Here is a 19,868-nt window from a genome sequence, read left to right on the forward strand (position 1 = left end):
CCCGGCCTCCGGAGAAGCCGCAAGCTGTGCCCGTCTCTCCCGCTCCGTACCGGCTCATCCCTTGACGACGCCCAGCGGCACCAGGCGGGCGACCAGCCGGGCGAGTCCGGCGCCCTCGGTGACCGCGGTGACCGCGTCGACGTCCTTGTACGCCTCCGGCGCCTCCTCGGCGAGACCACGCCACGAGGAGGGGCGTACGGCGATGCCCCGGGCCTCCAGCTCCCCGCGAAGCTGCTCCCCGCGGACCATGCGCAGCGCATGATGGCGGCTCCAGACCCGGCCGGCGCCGTGGCAGGCGGAGTGGAAGGCTTCGTTGCCGGGCAGGCCGACCATCACGTACGAGGCGGTGCCCATCGTCCCGGGGACCAGTACCGGCTGGCCCGCCCGGACGAGGTCCTCGGGCAGGCTCGGGTCGCCGGGCGGCAGCGCCCGCGTCGCCCCTTTGCGGTGGACACACAGTGGACGTGCCACACCGTCCACTTCGTGGGTCTCGAGTTTGGCCGTGTTGTGCGAGATGTCGTAGACCAGCTCCAGACCGACTCCCGCAGCCGTCGCGAAGGCGTGGCGGGCGGCTTCGGACAGCAGCTGGCGGTTGGCCCGGCCGTAGTTGGCGGCTGCCGCCATCGCCCCCAGGTAGGCGTGGCCCCGCGGCGACTCGACCGGCGTGCAGGCCAGCTGCCGGTCCGGGACCTGGATGTGGTGGCGGTGCAGTTCCTGGTCCATCACGCGGACATGGTCGGTGCAGACCTGGTGCCCCAGGCCGCGCGAGCCGCAGTGGATCATGACGCACACCTGGCCCACCCGCAGCCCGAAGGCCGCCGCGGTGGCCGTGTCGAAGATCTGGTCGACCGCCTGGACCTCCAGGAAGTGGTTGCCCGAGCCGAGGCTTCCCACCTGGTGGAGGCCGCGCTCGACGGCGCGCCTGCTCACCTGCCCCGGGGCCGCGCCGTCCAGGACGCCGTAGTCCTCGCAGCGCGCGAGGTCGCGCGGCACACCGTGCCCGCGCTCGACCGCGTACCGAGCGCCACCGACGAGCAGCTCATCGATCTCCCCGGCGCCCGAGAGCCTCCACAGGCCGCCGCGCCCCATGCCGCGCGGAATGGTGCCGTCGAGGATGTCCATCAGCCGCCGCAGCCGGTCGTGGCCGAGTGCCTCATGGTCGATGTCGGCGCCCAGCAGCCGTACGCCGCAGGAGATGTCGAACCCGACACCGCCGGGCGAGATCACCCCGCCGTGGGAGATGTCGGTGGCGGCCACCCCGCCGATCGGGAAGCCGTAGCCCCAGTGGACGTCGGGCATGGCGAAGGAGGCGCGGACGATGCCGGGCAGCGTCGCCACGTTCGCCACCTGCTCCAGCGCCTTGTCCCCGGCCGCCTGTGGCAGCAGCGCCCGCGAGGCGAACACCATCCCGGGTACCCGCATCGGCTCCCGCTGCTCGATACGGAAGCGGTACGGGCCCTCCTCCACCAGTGCGATGTCCACGTCCCTCACCTCCAGTCGACCGTCAGCCGTCCGCTCCGATCGGCGACGGCGGTGCCGAACTCGGCGCAGGCGGTGGTGAGCCGCTCGCGGATCCACTCCCGGTCCTCGCCGCTCGCCAGGCGGGTGTGGCAGTAGTCCAGGGCCAGCGGCATCGCCTCCACCCGGGCGGGAACCAGGTGCGCGGCATCCGGGCCGTCCAGGGTCACCAGGAAGAGGAGCCCCAGGTCGTTGCGGAGGACCGGGTCGACGGCGTAGTCGTCGACGAAGTCGCCCAGGTCGTACAGGATCCGGTCGGCGATCCCGTGGAACACATGGGCGGAGTGCCCGGCGACCAGCGTCGCTCCCGCCGCCAGCAGCTCCGGGGCAGCGGCCGAGACGTGACGCGGCGGCCGCGAGGTCATGTTGGGCCCCCAGTGCGGGGTGACCAGCACGACATCCGCCGCCGCGGCGGCCCGGCCCACCGACTGCGCCAGCCAGTCGGGCACCCCCGCGTAAAGATCGGCCCAGGCCGCACCGGGACTGGCCGCCCCGGCCGCGTACTCCTGCGGGTGGTCCGTGACGCCCACCACCGCAAGCCGCACACCGTCCGCCTCCAGCACCGCGAACTCCCGGGCCGTGCTTGCGTTCGCCCCGGCACCGACCGCGTGCACGCCCGCCCCGGCCAGCAGCGTGCGGGTGTCGGCCATGGCGTCGAACCCGTAGTCCAGAGCGTGGTTGTTGGCGAGCGTCACACAGTTCACGCCCAGTTCGGCCAGCACCTTCGCGGCGGCGGAGGGAGCGCGGAAGAAGAAGGGCTTCTGCGGGTCGGGCCAGCGGTGCCCTCGGTCGGAGACACAGCACTCCAGGTTGAGCACGAACAGGTCCGCCTCCGCGATCGCCTCCCTCACCCCTGCGGAGACCAGCGTCCCCGGTGTCGGCGAGCGGCGCAGCTCCTCGGCGACGCTGCGCCCGAGCATGGTGTCGCCGGCCAGTGCCACCGTGAGCGCCATGATCCCGTCCCTTCCCCGTCCTGCACTCAGACGTCGAGGGTCACCCGGCAGGTCCAGCCGCCGGGGCCGCCGCGCAGGTGCAGGTCGTGCAGCGAAACGGCCTTCGGCACCGCACCGACCGGCACGACGGTGCCGGCGTCGGCCATCCGGAAGCGGACCGACAGGTCCCGGCCGGCCCCCGCCGACCGGATGGACCCCACCTCCACATCGAGCGGGATCTCACCGTCGGCATCCATCCGGTAGACGACCTCCTCAAGGACAGACACCAGCAGATCCACGTCGGACTCCGCCGTGACCACGTATGCGCGTTCACGGACAACCGCGGCCCCGGACGTGTCGGCGAAGCCCTCCACCATGGCGTGGACCGCCTCGCCGATGCACCCTTCGGCCGTCGGCGACCACGCCTCCACCTGCATGTCCGCGGTGTGCGGCACAGACCCGTGTCCACTCGCGCCGGGCTGCTTCCCCACGGGTTCCCGACCGTCCACGGTCGGCGCCTCTCCGTCGTCTCCGGATGCACAGCCTGCTGCCGGGTTTCCCGAACCGCAGGCGATGCCTCCTCCAGAGTCGTCCCGTACACCGCTCCGGGGCAACCTGCACGAGGCGGCGCAAGCTGTCACCGGGCGCGGGGCCATCGGCGACGGAGTCCGGGTTACGGCCATCGAAGCCTCGAGGACACCGTCGACCACGCGCCGGCGTCGCACACATTCACCCGCCGACGCCCGCCTCGTTGACCACAGGCAATCGAAAGGTGACATACGGTAGTTGTCCCGTCATCCTCGTGAAGGAGTGCACGCATGCCGGTCTCGCTCGGTCTCGGTCTTCCGCAGATGAAGCAGTACGACATCGGCCGCGACGTGGCCACGGTGGCACGCGCGGCGGAGGACGCCGGGTACGAGAGTCTGTGGGTCTTCGAACGCGTGCTCTTTCCCGAGCCGGCCACCCAGGGGCTGTACGGCGTACCGGGGCTGCCGTGGCCGGACGGGTACCGCAGCGTCGCCGACCCGCTGGTCACCCTCGCGCTGGCCGCCGCGGCCACCGGCCGGGCCCGGCTCGGCACCAGCGTCCTGATCGCCCCGCTCCACGTACCGTTCCAGCTGGCCCGTTCGCTCGCCTCGCTCGACGTCGCGAGCGGCGGCCGGGTGGTCGCCGGCCTCGGAACCGGCTGGTCACTCGACGAGTACGCGGCCGCCTCGGTCGCCCCCTTCGAGAAGCGAGGCGCAGTCCTCGACGAACTGCTGGACGTCTGCGCGGCCGTCTGGGGCCCGGACCCGGTCTCGTACCGGGGCGAGCTGACCACCATCGCACCGGCCGAGGTCGGCCCCAAGCCCGTTCGTCCCATCCCGGTCTATCTGCCGGCCAACAGCCCGCGCGCCACCCGCCGCCTGGTGGACCGGGCGGACGGCTGGATGCCCGTCGCCATGGGTGCCGCGACACTGGCCGAACAGTGGCGGAAGGTGCAGGACCTGGCTGCCGAGCGCGGCAGGGACCGGCCGATCGGCGTGTGCGTCCGCGCCAACGCGGGGTACAGCGCGAAGCCGTTCGAGGGCGCGGACCGGCAGCCCTTCCGGGGCAGCGTGGCCCAGATCGTCGAGGATCTGGTGGCACATGCCGCAACGGGCGTACCCGAGATCCTGCTGGACTTCCAGGCAACGACGCGTGACGCCGCCGAACTCGTCGACGTGGCGGCCGAGGTGTATCAGGAGGCCCGAGCGGCGGGCGTCTGACGGTCGCACCGGGGGAGTACCGGTCCGCCGTCCGGCAGCCCCGCCGCATCCCCCTCATCGGGTGCCGGTCACCGTCGACGGCCCCCAGCCGGGGCGGTGCCGGCCCCTCGGGACGGTGCAGGACCAGCGTCTGCAGGGACGCGGCGGACGCCTCCGGGTTCGCCACGAGCAACTACCGAGCGAGCGTGGAGCGGTTGAGCTCTCGCGCCGTGATTCCCATGCCGGGACCGTCTCGTTCCCCTCGTGCGTGGTGGTCTTCGTCGGGCGATTTTCGGCCAGGGGGTTGCCGCGGTCCCGTGCCGGGAGACGGCCTCCGGAGGGAGGTGTTCCGGTAGCGGCGTTCCGGGGCGGGGCGCATGGGTCCGGGTGGGTGGTCACCGGAGAGGGGAATCGTCCGGCCGGAATGCGGTGCAGGGGGCAGTCGCCGGGCGCGCGGTGGGGGCGCATGTGATTCCGGATCGCCGCCCGGCCCGGACCTGCTGTTGTGTGTCGCGAAGGGCCCGGCGGTGTGCGTCCAAGTTAACGAATACGTAAGGCAGTTGTGATTCAACACTTGACAGGTGCCTATCACCACGCCACTTTGGGAGCGCTCCCACCATCAAGACTTGCACGCTTCCTTACCTCCGCTCCCCACACCTTCGAGACGTGAACCGGAGGCTTGGGCGCTGTCGCGCACCCATGTCTCCGGCTGTTCTCGGCCGAGGAAAGCGAATGTCATGAGTCTGGCAAAGCGCTCCACGCACGGCTGCCCCGGCGGGCTGCCGGTCCTGTTACTCACCGCATGTGCAGTCGCCACATCCCTGGCGGGAGTGCCGGCCGCGGCGGCCGAGCAGAGCACCCTGCACGACCTGGCCGCCGCCCACGGGAAATACTTCGGCTCCGCCACCGACAACCCCGAACTGCCCGACACCGCCGCGGCGCCCACCCGCCGCCGTGAGTTCGCCGAAGGCCGGCGCCGACCACTGCCTGGAGGTCGGCTTCGGCAGCGGCAGCCTGGCGGCGGGCGCCTCCACCGGTGAGATCCAGCTGCGGCTGAGCAAGACCGACTGGTCGAACTTCGACGAGACCGACGACTACAGCCGCACCACCGGGACCCCGTACGGGGACGCCCCGAAGGTCGCGGTCTACATCGGCGGCGAACTCGCCTGAGGCATCGAGCCCTGACGGCCCGCACCACCTGCACAGCCCTCCCTCCCCCTACGACACCCGCCAACGGAGGATTTGTGTCGATATCACGTAGAACATTCAGTACTGCCTTGAGCGGCAGCCTGATCGCGGTGGGCCTGACCCAGGGCACCGCCGTGGCCAAGCCCGCCACTCCGACGGGCGAGGGCGCCCGTGCCGCGGCGGCCGACGACCCGTACACCCAGGCGTTCCTCACCCAGTACGGCAAGATCAAGGCGGCGGGAAACGGCTACTTCAGCCCGGACGGCCTTCCGTACCACTCGGCCGAGACGCTGATGGTCGAGGCGCCGGACCACGGTCACGAGACGACCTCCGAGGCCGTCAGTTTCTGGATGTGGCTGGAGGCCGCGTACGGCCGGGTGACGGGGGACTGGGGCCCCTTCAACGAAGCCTGGGCGATCGCGGAGCGCACGATCATCCCGCAGCACGCCGATCAGTCCACCGCCGACGCGTACAACCCGAGCTCCCCGGCGACCTACGCGCCCGAATGGCCGCTGCCCGACAACTACCCGTCCGCCCTGAACAGTTCGGTCCCGGTCGGCTCGGACCCCATCGCCACGGAACTGGCCTCGTCCTACGGCACGATGGACGTCTACGGCATGCACTGGCTGATGGACCTGGACAACACCTACGGCTACGGCAACAAGCCGGGCACCGGCGGCGAGTCGGGGCCGGGGGCCGGACCTTCGTTCATCAACACCTACCAGCGCGGCGCACAGGAATCCGTGTGGGAGACCATCCCGCAGCCGACCACCGATCTCTTCAACTACGGCGGGCCCAACGGCTTTCTCGACCTGTTCGTCGACGACGCGAGCTATGCCGAGCAGTGGAAGTACACCAACGCCCCGGACGCCGACGCCCGCGCGGTGCAGGCCGCCTACTGGGCGTACCGCTGGGCCTCCGCCCAGGGCAAGGAGGGTGAGATCGCGGCGTCGGTGGCCAAGGCCGCCAAGATGGGCGACTACCTCCGCTATGCCATGTTCGACAAGTACTTCAAGCGGATCGGCAGTTGCACGGATCCCAACTCCTGCCCGGCCGCGTCCGGCCGTGACTCCCAGCACTATCTGCTGTCGTGGTACTACGCCTGGGGCGGCGCGGCCGCGGGGAGCAGCGGCGGGTGGGCCTGGCGCATCGGTGACGGGGCCTCCCACCAGGGCTACCAGAACCCGCTCGCCGCATGGGCTCTGTCCAATGTCCCGGCGCTGACGCCCAAGTCGGCGACGGCGCGCACCGACTGGGCGAAGAGTCTGACCAGGCAGCTGGAGTTCCTGCAGTGGCTGCAGTCCGCGGAAGGCGCTTTCGCCGGGGGCTGCACCAACAGCTGGGACGGCAAGTACGGAACCCCGCCGGCCGGCACGCCGACGTTCTACGGCATGGCGTACGACTGGCAGCCGGTCTACCACGACCCGCCGAGCAACAACTGGTTCGGCTTCCAGGTGTGGGGCATGGAACGCGTCGCCGCGTACTACTACGTCACCGGCAACGCGACCGCCGAGGCCGTGCTGTCCAAATGGGTCGCCTGGGCCTCCGGGAAGACCACCGTCGGCGCCGACGGCAGCTACCGCTTCCCCTCCACCCTCAACTGGACGGGCAAGCCGGACACCTGGAACCCCACGTCCCCCGGGAACAACGCGGGACTGCACGTCTCGGTCGTGGACTACTCCAACGACGTCGGGGTGGGCGCCGCCTACGTCAAGACGCTGACCTACTACGCCGCCAAATCGGGCGACACCGCCGCCGGGGCCCTGGCCAAGGCCCTGCTCGACGCAATGGCACTGAACGCCGACGACAAGGGCATCGCGGTACCGGAGACCAGGGCCGACTACAACCGGTTCGACGACGAGGTGTTCGTACCCGACGGGTGGTCGGGCGAGATGCCGGGCGGCGACACGGTCGAGCCGGGCGTCACCTTCATCGGCATGCGGTCCTGGTACCGGGACGACCCGGACTGGCCCAAGGTCCAGGCCTACCTGGACGGCGGACCGGCACCCACCTTCACGTACCACCGGTTCTGGGCCCAGGCGGCACTCGCGCTCGCCTTCTCGATCTACGCCGAACTGCTGGTGGAGGGGGACGGCGGCGGTGACACCGAACCACCGACGGCGCCGGCCGGGCTCGCGGTCACCGCGACGACGAACAACAGCGTGTCGCTGTCGTGGTCCGCCTCGACCGACAACGTCGCCGTCACCGGCTACGACGTGTACCGCAACGGGGTACTCGCGGGCAGCGCGACGACGCGAACGTTCACGGACCAGGGCCTCGCCGCCGCGACCGTGTACAGCTACGCGGTGGCGGCGCGGGATGCGGGCGGCAACACCTCGGCGCTCTCCACGACCGTGTCCGCCACCACGAAATCGGGCGGCGGCGGAACAGGCACGGTGAAGGTCCAGTACAAGAACACCGACTCGTCGGCCACCGACAACCAGATCCGGCTCGGACTGCAGATCGTCAACACGGGCAGCGCCCCGGTCGATCTGTCCACGGTCAAGGTCCGGTACTGGTTCAGCTCCGAGGCCGGTGCGAGCACCTTCTCCACGTACTGCGACTACGCCGCGCTCGGATCGTCGAACATCGACCACACGGTGGTGACGGCCGGCAGCCCGAAGACCGGGGCCGACCACTACCTGGAGGTCGGCTTCACCGGCGGCGCGGGCAGCCTGGCCGCCGGCGCCTCGACCGGCGAGGTCCAGTTGCGACTGAACAAGTCCGACTGGTCGAACTTCAACGAGGCCGACGACTACAGCCGCGCCACCAACACCGCCTACGCCGACGCACCCCGCCTCGCCGCCTATGTGGGCTCGGCTCTCGCCTGGGGAGTGGAACCGTGAGCGGACTCCTCACGAACACGGCGGCCCGCCACCGCAGCCGCTGGTTCCCGCCCCTCGCCGCCACCGCCGCGGCGCTGCTGCTCGCCGCCGCATCCATGTTCACCGGCGCCGCTCCGGCCGCGGCCGCGCCGGTGACCGACTGCACCGCCTGGGGGACGACCGAGCTCCAGGGCGGCGAGTACATCTACCAGCAGAACGAGTGGAACTCCACGGCCCGGCAGTGTGTGAGCGTCGACCCGGAGACCGGGGCCTGGAGCGTCACGGAGTCGTCCTTCGCCCTCCCGACCAACGGCGCCCCGGCCACGTACCCGTCCAGCTACAAGGGATGCCACTGGGGTGCGTGCACGACGGACAGCGGACTGCCGCTGCGCGTCGACGAACTCGCCACCACCCGCACCTCCTGGTCCACGACCCAGGTCGCCTCGGGTGCGTACAACGTCTCGATGGACCTCTGGTTCAACTCGGCTCCCGTCACCGACGACCAGCCGGACGGGACCGAGGTGATGATCTGGATGAACCACCGCGGCGGAGCCCAGCCGATCGGATCCCGCACCGGCACGGTGCAGCTCGACGGCAAGGCGTGGGACGTCTGGACGGGTCCCGGTGCCTCCGGCTGGAAGGTCATCTCGTACGTACTGCAGCAGGGCGTCACCGAGTTCGCCGATCTCGATGTGAAGAGCCTGATCGACGACGCCGTCACGCGCGGCCAGATCGATCCCGCGCACTTTCTGATCGACGCCGAGGCCGGGTTCGAGATCTGGCAGGGCGGCCAGGGCCTCGGCACCAGGAGCTTCTCCTTCACGGCGAGCGCGGACAGCGGCGGAGGGGGCGACACCGTCGCCCCCTCGGCACCGGAGAACCTCCGGGCCACCGGGACGACCAGCACTACCGCCGTCCTGTCCTGGACACCGTCGACGGATGGCACCGGCGTCACGGCGTACGACGTCTACCGGGATGGCGTGAAGGCCGGGACCACGGCCACCGCGTCATTCACCGACACGGGGCTCACCGCCTCGACGGCGTACAGCTACACGGTCAGGGCCCGGGACGCCGCCGGGAACACCTCGGCGGCCTCCGCCGCGGTCACGGCGACGACCGGGCCGGGCGGCGGCACCGGGAGCGGCACGCTGAAGGCGCAGTACAAGAACAACGACCCGTCTCCCGGGGACAACCAGATCAGGCCCGGCCTGCAGCTGGTGAACACCGGCACGCAACCCGTGGATCTGTCGGATGTCACCGTCCGCTACTGGTTCAGCGGCGAGTCCGGCGCGACCACGTACAGCACCAACTGTGACTGGGCCGCGATCGGCTGCGGCAGTGTCACGCATCGCGTGGTGTCCTCCGCCGGCGCCGGACAGGGCGCCGACCACTGCCTGGAGGTCGGCTTCGGGAGCGGCAGCCTGCCCGCGGGCGCCTCGACCGGTGAGATCCAGCTGCGGCTCAACAAGTCCGACTGGTCGAACTTCGACGAGGCCGACGACTACAGCAGGGCGACCAACACCGCCTATGCCGACGCCTCGAAGGTGGCCGTGTACGTCGACGGAACGCCCGCCTGGGGCACCGCCCCCTGAGACTCCACCGTCGCGCACAGCACGACTGCGCACTCCCGATGGCGGGATGCCCGCCCCGCTCCTCCCGCCATCGGGGCACCGCCCCGACCACGCACCCGCCCGGGAACGCCGTCCCGAGCTCCCCTGATGAGAAAGGGGCATCGAGCCGCAAACACCGCAGAGCCCCTAGAACAACCCCTGAACCCGCCCTCGGGGAGTGCCCGGAGGCGTACGTACGAAAGGAATACGGAGCCGCAATGAGATCACGAAGTTCCACGCTGCACGGGATACGCAGGAAGTTCGCCGCGCTCTCCGCGCTGGCGATCGGAGCGGCCCTGGCCGTGGCCGTCCCCACCCCGGCCTCCGCCGCGGCCCGCGTCGACAACCCGTACGTCGGCGCCAAGGCGTATGTGAACCCGCAGTGGTCCGCCAAGGCCGCCGCGGAGCCGGGCGGCAGCGTCATCGCCGACGAGCCCTCGTTCGTCTGGATGGACCGCATCGCGGCCATCGAGGGCGCGGGCGACGCGATGAGCCTGCGCGAGCACCTCGACGAGGCGCTGGACCAGGGGGCGAACCTCTTCCAGGTCGTCATCTACGACCTGCCTGGACGTGACTGCGCCGCGCTGGCCTCCAACGGTGAGCTCGGTCCCACCGAACTCGACCGGTACAAGACCGAGTACATCAACCCCATCGCCGACGTCCTCGACGACCCCGCCTACGCGAGCCTTCGGATCGTCGCCGTCATCGAACCGGACTCGCTGCCCAACATCGTCACCAACGCCGGCGGCGAGGCCGGTGCCACCGAGGCGTGCGCGGTGATGAAGGCGAACGGCAACTACGAGAAGGGTGTCGGTTACGCCCTGCACACCCTGGCGGCCATTCCCAACGTCTACAACTACATCGACGCGGCGCACCACGGGTGGCTCGGCTGGGACACCAACCTCGCCCCGGCGGTCGACGAGTTCAAGAAGGCCGCCACGAGTGAGGGCGCGACCGTCGCCGATGTCCACGGTTTCATCGTGAACACGGCCAACTACTCCGCCCTCCAGGAGCCGTACTTCAAGGTCACCGACTCGGTGAACGGTACGACTGTGCGTCAGTCGAAGTGGGTCGACTGGAATCAGTACGTGGACGAACTGACCTACGCCCAGGGACTGCGCTCGCTCCTGGTCAGCCGCGGCGGCTTCGATTCCGGCATCGGCATGCTCATCGACACCGCCCGCAACGGCTGGGGCGGCAGCGCCCGGCCCTCCGGCGCGGGACCGACGACCAATGTGGACGACTATGTCAACGGTGGCCGCATCGACCGGCGCATCCACGCGGGGAACTGGTGCAACCAGAAGGGTGCGGGCATCGGCGAGCGGCCGAAGTCGGCCCCCGCGGCCGGCATCGACGCCTACGTCTGGGCCAAGCCCCCGGGCGAGTCGGACGGCAACAGCCAGCCCATCGAGAACGACGAGGGCAAGGGCTTCGACCGGATGTGCGACCCGACGTACACGGGCAACGGGCGCAACGGCAACAACCTGACCGGCGCGCTGTCCGGCTCGCCGCTGGCGGGCCACTGGTTCTCCGCCCAGTTCCAGGAGTTGGTGCGCAACGCGTACCCGACCCTCGGCGGCGGTGGTGACGACGACACCCAGGCGCCTTCCGTGCCGACCGGCCTGACGGTCACGGGGCAGACGAGCGGCAGCGTCTCGCTGTCCTGGTCGGCCTCGACCGACAACACCGGCGTGACCGCCTACGACGTGTACCGCGCAGGGGTGCAGGTGGGCTCCTCGGCCACGACCTCGTTCACCGACACGGGGCTCACCGCCTCGACGGCGTACAGCTACACGGTCAAGGCCCGGGACGCGGCCGGGAACGTCTCGGCGGCCTCCGCCGCCGTCTCGGCGACCACGTCCGCGGGCGGCGGAACCGGCACCGGCACCCTCAAGGTCCAGTACAAGAACAGCGACTCCTCGGCCACCGACAACCAGATCCGGATGGGCCTGCAACTGGTCAACACCGGGAGCACCGCGGTCAACCTGTCCACGGTGAAGGTGCGCTACTGGTTCACCCCCGAGGCCGGCGCGAGCACCTTCGGCACCGCTTGCGACTACGCGGTGCTGGGCTGCGGCAGTGTGACCACCGGCGTGACGGCCTCCGGTAGTTCGGCTGCCGGGGCCAGCCACTACCTGGAGGTCGGCTTCGGCAGCGGCAGCCTGGCGGCGGGAGCGTCCACCGGGGAGATCCAGCTGCGCCTGAACAAGAGCGACTGGTCGAACTTCAACGAGGCCGACGACTACAGCCGCACCACCAACACGGCCTACGCCGACGCGTCGAAGATCGGTGTCTACGTGGGCTCCACCCTCACCTGGGGCACCGCCCCCTGACCCTGCCCGTCACCCCTCGCGCCACCAGTTCCGTCGCTCCCGTTGCCGCTTCCGTGTCGCGGCGGCGGGAGCGACGGGCGTCCCCGCATCACACTTCATCTGCGCAGCATGTCGGGGGCGCGGTGGGGGCGAAGGTCCCTGAGGACCGACTCGACCTCACGGAGAAAGGACTGGTAGGAGGTCAGGCGTTGCCATTCGGAGTCGGGGATGCCGGGCACCGTAGCGGCGCTTGCGGTCCAGCTTGCGACCAGTTCGGCGTACAGCGGTGTCTCGCTCGCCGCCTCGGTGTACGTCTGACCCGCCACGAACGCGCCGGCAAGCTGCCCCCGTGATGTGCGTGCTCCGTGCGGCGCATCCAGCTGGGGCCGCGGGCGCGGACGGGCATGAGATGCGCGGGGGGCCTGCGAGGGGTGCGGAACGGATGTCGCGGTGCCTCTGCCGGTAGCGGTGGCGGATGTGGGTGCGTTCATGACGGTGGTAACGATCAGCACCCATATGAGTAACTAGAGTGCGACACAGAATGATTAGATGGCGTTTCACCTTTCTTGATGTCTTTAGATCGAATATCGCTTCAAATCCGTAACAGAGACGTTGCTCCAGGCATGGAACCGAGGGAGATGTGGGAGCGCCATGCCGTACTGGCGCGGGCCTATTTCGGGAATGACGAGGATGTACGCCGTGCGCAGGGGGACCTTGACGAACGAAATGCGGACCGCATGCGAACGCTGGCCGCGTTCGCGGTGACGCTGGGCAGCGACGGGACCGTCGCGGAACTCCTCGGGCTCCATGAACGCGAAGTGCGCCTGGCCCGCCGCACCGTGGGCAAGGACGACGCCCGGGCCATCGCCAAGGCGCTCCTGGACCATCACGCTGCCGATGCGTACAAGCCCCCTGCCGAAGACGCGGACGGATGCCCGTCGTACCTGGAACCGGAGGAAAGGCATGTGTCCCACGAGACGCCGGCCGCGCCTCCAACTCCCCTTCATGCTCCGGTCATTGATGAACCGGTCCACGTGACGGCGTCGTCGACAGCGGTGGACGCGGTCCTGGTCGGAGCGTGGAGCACCGGGACCGACCTCGCCGTGCTGGCGAGCGAGCTCGGTCTCGATCTCCCCCGCCTCGTCGCACGCACCCGGTATCTGGAGGCACAGGGCCGCCTCACACATGCCGCGCCGTCGCTGGACCGTTCCGGCCGGCATCGCCGCGTCGACGGCACGGAGGCGCCCGCCATGCCCCAGCCCCGGCAGTGGTACTACCCCAGCCAGCCTCGACCGCCGCACCAGGAGGCGGTATGGGACCAGCAATCCTCATCCACCACTTTCGGCTCCGCACCGATGCACGACTGGGACGGCATCCTCGACCAGTGGCAGGTTTCGTCCGCCCCCACGGCCTCCTGGCAAGGATTCGCATGAGAGCGTCCGGCGGCCGCGAGGCCGCCGCCGGCGTGGGGATTCCGACGACCAACTCGTGGTCGGTCCGACGCCCGCGACGGCAGGTGCCGGAAGGCTCCGCCCCCCCACGGGTGGGGCGGGACTGCGGCGCCCTTCAGATGACCGGCGGCCGCCCCAGTATCGTCATGCGCCACACCGTGCGCCACCGCATCGGCTGCCGTCGGCCGCACGGGGTGCGGACCCCCTCTGCGAAGCCGCCGGCCCAGGCGCGCAGACCCGCGGCCGAGTGGGTGCGGGCCACGGTGAGGAGGGTCCAGGTGCCCAGGTAGGCCGGGACCAGGGGGAGAGGCAGGTTACGGCGGGCCAGCCAGACCCTGTTGCGGGCCGTCATCCGGTAGTAGACCGAGTGCCTGGCCGGTGACGTCTTGGGATGCTGGAGCAGCAGGTCGGGTTCGTACAGGATCTTCCAGCCCGCATCGAGCGCACGCCAGGACAGGTCCGTCTCCTCGTGCGTGAAGAAGAACTCGGCGGGCCACGGGCCGGTTTCGGCAAGCATCTTCATGGAGAGTGCGTGGCCGCCGCCGAGGAACGCCGTGACCGGGCCGCGGCGCATCGGGTCGGTGGAGCGCAGCCGGGGGACATGGCGGCGCTGCGTCTCGCCGTGCTCGTCGGCGATGCGGAAGCCGACGATGCCGAGCTTCGGGTCGGCGGCGTACATCTCCTGGACCTTGCGCAGCACACCGCTGTCGACGAGGAGCCCGTCGTCGTCCAGCTCGACGACGACGTCCACGTCACCGAGTTCCGCGAGTCGGCGGATGGCGACGTTACGGCCGCCGGGGCAGCCGAGATTCTCGTCGAGCTCGATCGTGGTCACACCGCCGGACAGGCCGGACAGGCCGGGGAAGGCGGTGAAGTCCGGCAGCGAGGTGCCGTTGCCCACGATGACGAGACGGGTCGGCAGGAGGTCCTGTATGGCGATCGAGGCCAACAGGGCTTCGACCTGCTGCGGGCGGTCGCCCATGGTCACGATGGATACGCCGATGCGCGGTTCGGACAAGGTCAGCACTCCTGGGCTCGCTGCGGTGCCCGTGATCGTAGTCGCTTGCTGTTCAGGTTCCGGCTGCCGCCCTGTCACGGCGGGTTGACCGGTGTCCGGTAGCGGACACCGGGCCGTCGGGAGCCGGGTGTGGCGTCGGGCACTCGTCGCCGCGAACCACCGGCGCCCGGTCAGTCCGGGCGACGCACGCGGGCGGCGGCCTCAGGCGTCCATCGCGTACCGCCAGAAGTCCTGCATCAGCGCGGGCGGCTTGGGCCCCGTCATCTCCAGCTGGCTGAGCATGATCGTGACCGTTCCCGTGGACGGGACGAGGTGCCCCGTCGTGCCGGTGCCGCCGACCCAGCCGTAGCGGCCCGGTACGTTCCACGGCTCGGCCGTCCCGACATCGACCGAGCCGCCGAAGCCCCACCCCTGACCCTCGATGAACAGTCCACTGGCCTCGCGCTGGGCCAGGGTCAGATGGTCGGTGGTCATCCGGCGCACCGATGCGGGTGACAGCAGCCGGCGGCCGCCGAACGTCCCGTCGGCGAGCATCATGCGGGCGAAGGCCAGCCAGTCGTCGAGGGTCGAGACCAGCCCGCCCGCGCCGGACGGGAACGCGGGCACGCTGCTCCACTGGCCGCCGGGGGCGTCCACCAGCTGGGGATCGCCGTTCGGATCGATGCGGTAGAGGCTGGTGAAGCGGTCGAGCTTCGCGGCCGGTACCGCGAAACCGGTGTCCACCATGCCCAGCGGCTCGAACAGTCGCTCGTCCAGGAACTCCGGCAACGAACGGCCCGAGACCCGGGCGATCAGCACACCCTGGATGTCCGAGCAGGTGTTGTACAGCCAGGCTTCGCCCGGCTGGTTCAGCAGCGGGATACGGGACAGCGTCGCCATCCATTCGTCCGGCGCCGGGACGTCCGCCGGCTCCGGTCCCTGCTTCAACTCGCTGAACAGCGGCGCGACTCCCGGCAGCGTGAAGTCGGACGGGAAGCCGTACCCGGCACGGAAGGTGAGCAGGTCGAACACGGTGATGGGCCGGGTCGCCGGGACCACCTCGTCGAGCGGACCGGACGGGGTGCGGAGCACCTTCGGCGAAGCCAGTTCCGGCAGCCATCGACCGACCGGTTCGTCCAGCGCGATCCGGCCCTCCTCGACCAGCACCATGACCGCGGCGGCGACGATCGGCTTGGTCATCGAGGCGATGCGGAAGATCGAGTCCCGGGCCATCGGGGCCGTGCCCTCGACGTCGGCCGAACCGGCCGCCCGTACCTCGGTCCGGTCGCCCCGGGCCACGAGGCCCACCGCGCCCGGCACCGGCCCCTTGCTGACGTGCGCATCCAGGATCTCGTGCAGGTCGGTCGTCATCGGTCCACCTTCTCGATTCGTGCGGTCGGAACCAAGACTTCCGCCGCCGCCCCGAATCATCGGACCGTTCACACCGATTACGCACGATCGGCTCTGTCGAGGTCGGTGCCGGGGGCCGTGCTACCGGCCTCAGCTGTCGGCCGTCATCGAAGACCGCCCGGTACGGTTCCGGGCCGGACGGGCCAGTTCCGGATGGTCAGCCGGTGGCGGTGGCCTGACCCGGTACGGATTCGAGAGAGGCGTACAGCCGTTCGCCGCGGTCCTCGGCCATGTCGAGGGTGGCCAGCACGGCGGGCGTCGAAATGCTCGGCAGGATGTAGTGCAGCAGTACGGATATCCGGCGCCCCAGGTCCTCGCGGTTGCACAGGACCTGGGACATCACCTGCACGCCGGAGAAGGCGCCCGCCAGCAGCTCCGCGGTCTCGCCCGGCTGGACGTGCGGCAGGAGCTCACCCTGGTTCTTCGCCGCGCTCAGCAGATGTTCGAGCCGATCTATCCAGGCCCGGAACGGGGTACCCCGGTCGAGGCCCTCGACCCCCTGGTCCATCGCCAGTCCGACACTGGCCCGCACCAGCGGTTCATGTCGGAGCTGGTGGGCGAGCAACATGCCCTGGTCGACCAGTTCCTGGAGTTTCGTCAGCTGAGGCGGCAGCGGAACGATGTCCAGCTGGAGGTCCATCACGCCGAGCGCCAGCTCTTCCTTCGAGTTGAAGTGGAAGTACAGCGCGCCCTTGGTCACGCCTGCCCGCGCGAGGATCTCGCTGATGGTGGCGCTGCTGTAGCCGCGCTCGTCGAAAACGGCGGCGGCCGCCACCAGGATCGACCGCCGAGTCTGGATCGCGCGCGCCTGCTGTGCCATCAGCTACGTGTCTCTCTAGTCGTGGCGTGGTCAGCACCACAGGGTTCTGGCTGGAAAGGAAAACCGGGCTGTCAGTATCTTACTGCGGGGGTGATCGGCCTCCTGCGTGGATCCTCTGGGGGGGAACTTCATGGTTCTGCTCGTCTCACGCACCGCTTCGGTGCCACCCAAAGGCAGACATGCCGAATTTCCACGGCAGTTGGTCCACCGGTCCGATCCCGAGGACGTCTTCCCCACCGGCTGGACCAGACAGACCGACACCCAGTTCTCGGTGTCGGCCCGCTGGCCGCGTGCGCACCGCTTCTTCGCCCCCGTGGCGGGCCGCTACCAGGACCCACTGCTGATCGCGGAGACCATGCGGCAGACGACGATGCTCCTCGCTCACGCGGAATTCGACGTTCCGGTCGGGGACCAGTTCGTGATGTGGGAGCTGGGATACATCTCCTCGCCCGAACGCCTCGCCCTGGGCGCGCGCCCCGAGCATCTGGACCGTCCCGACGGATCCTGGGACATCACCGTGGACGTCTCGTGCTCCCGGATCAGGCAGCGGGGCCGGGGCCTCGGCTCCATGAGCCTGGAACTGCTCCTGCATCGCAGCGGCAGCCGGATCGCAACCGGCGGCGGCCGGATCAGCTGCACGTCGGCCAAGGTGTACGAGCGGCTGCGGGGGAACCGCCGCGCCGGGATGGGCGTACCCGTCCCCCTCCTTCCGTCCGTCGCACCGCGCGAGGCGGGCCGGGTCTCGGAGCGTGACGTCGTGCTGGCACCGACTCCGCGTCAGGGTCTCTGGCGGCTGCGGCTCGACACCGGGCATCCGACCCTCTTCGGCCGGCCCAACGACCACGTGCCGGGAGTCCTGTTGCTGGAGGCGGCCCGGCAGGCCGCCAATGCCGTCCGCCCCGGGCGCGCCTTCCTGCCGGTGTCGCTGGAGGCCGCCTTCCTCCGCTACATCGAGCTCGACCGCCCGTGCTGGATCGAGGCCTGGATCGTCCCGGCGGACACCCGGTCGACGACCAGGGTGCACGTCCGGGCCACCCAGGACGGCGAACCGGTCTTCACCAGCACGCTCGAATCGCCGGACTGCACCGAAGAGGCGCAGGGCATACGGCCGTGACGGCGCCGCGCATCCTCATCACCGGAGCGACCGGATTCATCGGCAGCCATGTCGTGGCCGCCGCGCTCCGGATCCCCGGGGCCCGCCTGCGCCTGATGACGCACCGGACCGCGCTCGACAGCGGTCGCCACTTCGTGACCGGCATCGGGACCCGCGTCGAGACCGTGTACGGGGATCTCGCCGATCCTGCCTCCCTGCACGGCAGTTGCGATGGTATCGACGCCGTGATTCACTGCGCCTCGCAGATCGGCGGCGACGCGGAGACGGCCACGACCGTCAACGACCACGGCACCCGGGCCCTGGTCGAGGAGGCCGCCCGCAGCGGCGTCGCCCGGATCGTCCACCTGAGCACGGCATCCGTCTACGGGCGCGGCCCGTTCACGGAGTTGATGCCGGGCCGGGTGGAGCCGGCCCCCGCCTCGGCCACCAGCCTGACCCGCGCCGCCGCGGAGCAGCACGTCCTCGCGGCGGGCGGGGCCGTACTGCGTCCGCACATCGTGCACGGCGCCGGGGACCGCTGGGCGGTGCCCGGACTCGCCGCCCTGCTGGGGCAGTTGAGGGCTGGACTGACCGGGTGCGAGACGCGGCACTCGCTCATCGACGTCGAGACGCTGGGCAGAGCGCTGCTCGGAGCGGCGCTCTCCCCGAAGGAACCGACGGGCGTCTACCACGTCAACCACCCTGAGCCGGTGGCCTGTTCGGAGTTGCTGGAGACGGTCATCGACGAACTCGGGCTGCCCTGGGCAGGTGCGGGCATCGGTGTCGACGCCGCCCGTGCCCGGCTGGCCCAGGTCCCGTACGCACTGCACCATCTCGACATGCTCGCGGTGGACCACTGGTTCGCCGACGAGCGGGTGTGGCAGGACGTCGGCTGCGAGCCGGGCGCGGGCTTCGCCGCCACCTTCGCCCGGCACGCCCCTTGGTACCGGCAGTTCCTGGGGCGGTACGTCACTCCGCCGGGATCCGCGTCCCCGTCCCGCTCACCCGCACCCGCGCATCGCCCGCACGCAGTTCGACGGTGAGCGTGCCGGGACGGCCCATGTCCTCGCCCTGGTGGAGGGTGAGGACCGCGGCGTCCGGGACGAGGGCCTGCTCGCGCAGGTAGGCCCCGAAGGCGGCCGCCGCCGCTCCCGTCGCCGGGTCCTCGACCACACCGCCGACCGGGAACGGGTCGCGGACGTGAAAGACGGCCGGCGACTCACGCCACACCAGCTGAACTGTCGTCAGGTCGAGTCGGCGCATGAGCGCTTCTAGGCGCGCGAAGTCGTAGTCGAGGTCGGCGAGCCGCTCGCGGCTCGCCGCGGCAAGCACCAGGTGGCGGGCGCCCGCATAGGCGATACGGGGCGGCAGAGCCGGGTCCAGGTCGGCGGCCGGCCAGCCCAGGGCGGCCAGCGCCTCGGTCAGCTCGTCCCGAGCGACATCGGTTACGTGGGGTTCCACGCTCGTGAGGGTGGCCCGGAGCTCGGCGCCATCCTGGGCGACGGTGACCGGGACCGTGCCCGCCTGCGTGGTGAAGACCAGATCGCCGGGGCCGTTGCGCTCGGCGAGGGCGATGGCCGTCGCCACAGTGGCGTGGCCGCAGAACGGAACCTCCGCCTTCGGGCTGAAGTAGCGGATCGTGTAAGCACGACCGGTCGATCCGCCCGACTCGCCCGGCCCGGTCAGGAACGCCGACTCGCTGTAGCCGAGCTCGGCCGCGAGGGCGAGCATCGCCGCGTCGTCGAGACCGGACGCGTCGAGGACGACCCCCGCCGGGTTGCCGCCCTCCGGGTCGGCGGAGAACGCGGTGTAGCGAAGGACCTCGGTGCCTGAAATCTGACTCATGACGCACGTCAACCGCACCGCGGCTCAGGGGATTCCCGGCCGGGACGGCCGACACCGCGAACCGCGGCCGGGGCGCCGGCCCGGTGGCGGTTCGCGATGCCGTTGCCCGTCTTCGGCCAAGCAGGAGTCGGGACGGTGGG

Annotated in this window: 14 protein-coding genes and 3 pseudogenes; 9 read left to right on the forward strand and 8 right to left on the reverse strand. The window is 70.6% G+C overall.

Annotation, left to right across the window (positions count from 1 at the left end):
• Positions 1-54: 54 nt before the first annotated feature.
• Genes ACIA8E_RS08500 through ACIA8E_RS08510 form a run of 3 tightly spaced genes read right to left on the reverse strand, consistent with a single transcriptional unit; the run spans position 55 to position 2,905 of the window.
• Positions 55-1,482 (reverse strand): RtcB family protein, encoded by a 1,428-nt coding sequence (locus ACIA8E_RS08500; protein WP_399295840.1) that lies wholly within the window; start codon positions 1,480-1,482, stop codon positions 55-57.
• 5 nt (positions 1,483-1,487) lie between these two features.
• On the reverse strand, positions 1,488-2,471 hold the full coding sequence (locus ACIA8E_RS08505) for a CapA family protein (protein WP_399295842.1): 984 nt from the start codon (positions 2,469-2,471) through the stop codon (positions 1,488-1,490).
• Between the two features lie 26 nt (positions 2,472-2,497).
• A complete protein-coding gene (locus ACIA8E_RS08510; protein WP_399295844.1) occupies positions 2,498-2,905 on the reverse strand; it encodes an archease in 408 nt (135 codons plus the stop codon).
• Between the two features lie 363 nt (positions 2,906-3,268).
• Between ACIA8E_RS08510 and ACIA8E_RS08515 the strand changes: the two genes are divergently transcribed.
• The 6 genes and pseudogenes from ACIA8E_RS08515 (at position 3,269) to ACIA8E_RS08540 (ending at position 12,133) form a co-directional block, all read left to right on the forward strand.
• On the forward strand, positions 3,269-4,198 hold the full coding sequence (locus tag ACIA8E_RS08515) for a TIGR03619 family F420-dependent LLM class oxidoreductase (protein ID WP_399295845.1): 930 nt from the start codon (positions 3,269-3,271) through the stop codon (positions 4,196-4,198).
• A gap of 930 nt (positions 4,199-5,128) precedes the next feature.
• Positions 5,129-5,347, forward strand: a pseudogene (locus ACIA8E_RS08520) (glycoside hydrolase); the annotation flags it as partial.
• 119 nt (positions 5,348-5,466) lie between these two features.
• Positions 5,467-8,211, forward strand: coding sequence for a glycoside hydrolase family 48 protein (locus tag ACIA8E_RS08525; RefSeq protein WP_399296045.1), 2,745 nt, complete (start codon positions 5,467-5,469; stop codon positions 8,209-8,211).
• A 95-nt stretch (positions 8,212-8,306) separates the two neighbouring features.
• Positions 8,307-8,999 (forward strand): annotated as a pseudogene (locus ACIA8E_RS08530) (hypothetical protein); the annotation flags it as partial.
• A 27-nt stretch (positions 9,000-9,026) separates the two neighbouring features.
• Positions 9,027-9,782 (forward strand): annotated as a pseudogene (locus ACIA8E_RS08535) (cellulose binding domain-containing protein); the annotation flags it as partial.
• 236 nt (positions 9,783-10,018) lie between these two features.
• Complete coding sequence (locus ACIA8E_RS08540; RefSeq protein WP_399295847.1) at positions 10,019-12,133, forward strand: glycoside hydrolase family 6 protein; 2,115 nt, start codon at positions 10,019-10,021, stop codon at positions 12,131-12,133.
• A 95-nt stretch (positions 12,134-12,228) separates the two neighbouring features.
• Here the strand turns inward: ACIA8E_RS08540 and ACIA8E_RS08545 are convergent, their stop codons facing one another.
• Complete coding sequence (locus tag ACIA8E_RS08545) at positions 12,229-12,438, reverse strand: hypothetical protein (RefSeq protein ID WP_267005442.1); 210 nt, start codon at positions 12,436-12,438, stop codon at positions 12,229-12,231.
• Between the two features lie 411 nt (positions 12,439-12,849).
• Between ACIA8E_RS08545 and ACIA8E_RS08550 the strand changes: the two genes are divergently transcribed.
• Positions 12,850-13,545, forward strand: coding sequence for a hypothetical protein (locus tag ACIA8E_RS08550; protein ID WP_399295849.1), 696 nt, complete (start codon positions 12,850-12,852; stop codon positions 13,543-13,545).
• A gap of 133 nt (positions 13,546-13,678) precedes the next feature.
• Here the strand turns inward: ACIA8E_RS08550 and ACIA8E_RS08555 are convergent, their stop codons facing one another.
• The 3 genes from ACIA8E_RS08555 to ACIA8E_RS08565 all read right to left on the reverse strand — a co-directional run bounded on the left by ACIA8E_RS08555 (position 13,679) and on the right by ACIA8E_RS08565 (position 16,790).
• Positions 13,679-14,581, reverse strand: a complete 903-nt coding sequence (locus ACIA8E_RS08555) for a glycosyltransferase family 2 protein (RefSeq protein WP_399295851.1) — start codon at positions 14,579-14,581, stop codon at positions 13,679-13,681.
• 201 nt (positions 14,582-14,782) lie between these two features.
• Entirely contained in the window at positions 14,783-15,931 is a 1,149-nt protein-coding gene (locus ACIA8E_RS08560; protein WP_399295853.1) for a serine hydrolase domain-containing protein, read from the reverse strand.
• 196 nt (positions 15,932-16,127) lie between these two features.
• Positions 16,128-16,790: a ScbR family autoregulator-binding transcription factor gene (locus tag ACIA8E_RS08565; protein ID WP_399295855.1), complete on the reverse strand. Its 663-nt coding sequence runs from the start codon at positions 16,788-16,790 to the stop codon at positions 16,128-16,130.
• A 199-nt stretch (positions 16,791-16,989) separates the two neighbouring features.
• Here ACIA8E_RS08565 and ACIA8E_RS08570 point away from each other — a divergent pair, with 199 nt between their 5' ends.
• Together ACIA8E_RS08570 and ACIA8E_RS08575 are read left to right on the forward strand one after the other, a co-directional pair.
• On the forward strand, positions 16,990-17,904 hold the full coding sequence (locus ACIA8E_RS08570; RefSeq protein ID WP_399295857.1) for a ScbA/BarX family gamma-butyrolactone biosynthesis protein: 915 nt from the start codon (positions 16,990-16,992) through the stop codon (positions 17,902-17,904).
• A complete protein-coding gene (locus ACIA8E_RS08575) occupies positions 17,901-18,926 on the forward strand; it encodes an NAD-dependent epimerase/dehydratase family protein (RefSeq protein ID WP_399295858.1) in 1,026 nt (341 codons plus the stop codon). The genes ACIA8E_RS08570 and ACIA8E_RS08575 overlap by 4 nt, the downstream gene beginning before the upstream one ends.
• Here the strand turns inward: ACIA8E_RS08575 and ACIA8E_RS08580 are convergent.
• Positions 18,853-19,728 carry a PhzF family phenazine biosynthesis protein gene (locus ACIA8E_RS08580; protein WP_399295860.1) on the reverse strand — a complete coding sequence of 292 codons (876 nt, stop codon included), beginning with the start codon at positions 19,726-19,728 and terminating at the stop codon, positions 18,853-18,855. The two genes, ACIA8E_RS08575 and ACIA8E_RS08580, sit on opposite strands and share 74 nt — an antisense overlap.
• Positions 19,729-19,868: the final 140 nt, after the last annotated feature.

The sequence above is a fragment of the Streptomyces sp. NPDC051664 genome, from assembly GCF_044453545.1.
Classification (GTDB): domain Bacteria; phylum Actinomycetota; class Actinomycetes; order Streptomycetales; family Streptomycetaceae; genus Streptomyces.